This window comes from Mesorhizobium sp. M2A.F.Ca.ET.067.02.1.1, from assembly GCF_004023285.1.
Lineage (GTDB): Bacteria > Pseudomonadota > Alphaproteobacteria > Rhizobiales > Rhizobiaceae > Mesorhizobium.
The window spans coordinates 1-2,215 of record NZ_RZSB01000888.1; the positions used below are offsets into that span (position 1 = coordinate 1).

Genomic DNA, 2,215 nt, shown 5'->3' on the forward strand with positions numbered 1-2,215 from the left:
GGCGGTTTGATGACAGCCGACGAAAAATACACGATACTTCCATCCGACTTGAAAATGGTGGAAGATTACGTGAACCGCCACTCGCGGGCGGCGCGTTAGGGAGTACTTGCCATATGGGTGTTGAGGTAAGCCGTCTGTCGAACGGCCTGACAGTCGCCACCGAAACCCTTCCAAGCATCGAATCGGTTGCCCTAGGGGCCTGGGTGAAGTCCGGCGCCCGCAACGAGCGCGACGAAGAGCATGGCATGGCCCATCTGCTCGAGCACATGGCGTTCAAGGGCACGAAGCGCCGCAGCGCTTTCCAGATCGCCTCGGAAATCGAGAATGTCGGCGGCGAGATCAACGCCGCCACCAGCGTCGAGACGACCTCCTATTATGCCAGGGTGCTTTCCGACGACGTGCCGCTGGCGGTCGACATCTTGGCCGACATCCTGCAGGAATCCGAATTCGATCCCGACGAGCTGGAGCGCGAGCAGCATGTGATCCTGCAGGAGATCGGCGCCGCCCACGACACGCCCGACGACATCGTCTTCGACCGTTTCACCGAAACCGCCTTCCGGCACCAGACCATCGGCCGCTCGATCCTGGGCACGCCGGAGACGGTCAAGTCCTTCACTTCCGGACAGTTGCACGACTTCATCGAGCGGCAATACGATGCCGAGCGCATGGTCCTCGTGGCGGCCGGCGACATCAAGCACGACAATTTCGTGCGCGAGGTCGAGAAGAAACTCGGCGGCTTCCGCGCCAAGGCGGCGGGCAATATCCCGCAATACGCGCAATATGTCGGCGGCGACTTCCGCGAGGACCGCGACCTGATGGATGCGCAGATCGTGCTCGGCTTCGAGGGCCGCGCCTATCATGTGCGCGACTTCTACGCCTCGCAGGTGCTGTCGATGATCCTGGGCGGTGGCATGTCGTCCAGGCTGTTCCAGGAAGTGCGCGAGAAGCGCGGCCTCTGCTACTCGGTCTATGCCTTCCACTGGGGTTTTTCCGACACCGGCATCTTCGGCGTGCACGCCGCCACCGGGCAGAGCGACATCGCCAAGCTGGTGCCGGTGATCATCGACGAATTGCAGAAGGCCGGCCAGAGCATCCAGCAGGAAGAGCTCGACCGGGCGCGCGCGCAATATCGCGCCGGCCTCATCATGTCGGCCGAAAGCCCGGCCAGCCGCGCATCTCAGATCGCCAGGCAGATGGTCCTGTTCGGCCGGCCGATCGCCAAGGAGGAATTGATGGAGCGGCTTTCGGCGCTGACCGTCGAGCGGCTGACCGACCTCTCCTCGCGGCTGTTCTCGACCAAGCCGACGCTGACTGCGGTCGGCCCCGTGGGCACGCTTGCGCCCTACGAGGCGATCCTCGAATCGCTTGCGGGTCCGCAGACGACGGCCCGCAGGCTCGCCGTCTAGCTCCGTTCCAGAGCCGTGTTCGCGCTCCCTTTCTTTCGCCGCGACCTGCCGGCACTGAAGGGCGAAAAGGTCACGCTGCGCGTGCCGCTGACCAATGACTATCGCGAATGGTCGACGGTGCGCGGCGAAAGCCGCGCCTTCCTCGAGCCCTGGGAGCCGCGCTGGCAGCCGGACGAGCTCGACCGCACCGCCTGGCGGCTGCGCATCAGCCGGTACCGCGAGGATTACGCGCAGGGCACGGCCATCGCTTTCTTCATCTTCGAGAAATCGAGCGGCAAGCTTGCCGGCGGCATCACGCTCGGCAACATCCGCCACGGCGTCGCGCAGAGCGGCCATATCGGCTACTGGATCGGCGAACGCTTCGGCAGCCGCGGCCTGATGACCGAGGCGGTCAAGCTGGTGTCGCGTTTCGCCTTCGATACGCTGAGGTTGCACCGGATCGAGGCTGCCTGTATTCCCGAAAACGCCCGGTCGATCCGCGTGCTTGAAAAAGCCGGATTCCGGCGCGAAGGACTTCTGCGATCCTATCTCAGGATCAACGGCATCTGGCAGGATCACTACCTCTACGCCCGGATCGCGGACGATCCGCCGGGTGATGGAACGAAGGGCTGAATGTGACGAATTTTTCGCGATTAGCGTCGCTGTTCGCCCTTATCCTGGCGGTCGTCGTCACGTTTTTTGCGGCCATGCCGGCTTTCGCCGTCGAGCCCATCAAGATCGCGCGCGACGACAAGGCGCTGGACCTTTCCGGCGCCGTGCAAATCTACCGGAACCAGGGCGAGAACTTCCAGGTCTCGACCGCGCCGGGC

Annotated in this window: 3 protein-coding genes; all 3 read left to right on the top strand. The window is 63.9% G+C overall.

Annotation, left to right across the window (positions count from 1 at the left end):
• Positions 1-113: 113 nt before the first annotated feature.
• Positions 114-1,406, top strand: a complete 1,293-nt coding sequence (locus tag EOA28_RS33255; protein WP_128315718.1) for a pitrilysin family protein — start codon at positions 114-116, stop codon at positions 1,404-1,406.
• Positions 1,407-1,421: 15 nt separating this feature from the next.
• Positions 1,422-2,018 (top strand): GNAT family protein, encoded by a 597-nt coding sequence (locus EOA28_RS33260; protein ID WP_042641788.1) that lies wholly within the window; start codon positions 1,422-1,424, stop codon positions 2,016-2,018.
• Positions 2,019-2,020: 2 nt separating this feature from the next.
• On the top strand, positions 2,021-2,215 hold a 195-nt coding region (locus EOA28_RS33265; RefSeq protein ID WP_148671023.1), incomplete at its 3' end, for a hypothetical protein.

Bases quoted from the DNA above. Each gene is read 5' to 3' on its own strand.
- EOA28_RS33255 (WP_128315718.1), top strand. From the start codon at position 114: ATGGGTGTTGAGGTAAGCCGTCTGTCGAACGGCCTGACAGTCGCCACC.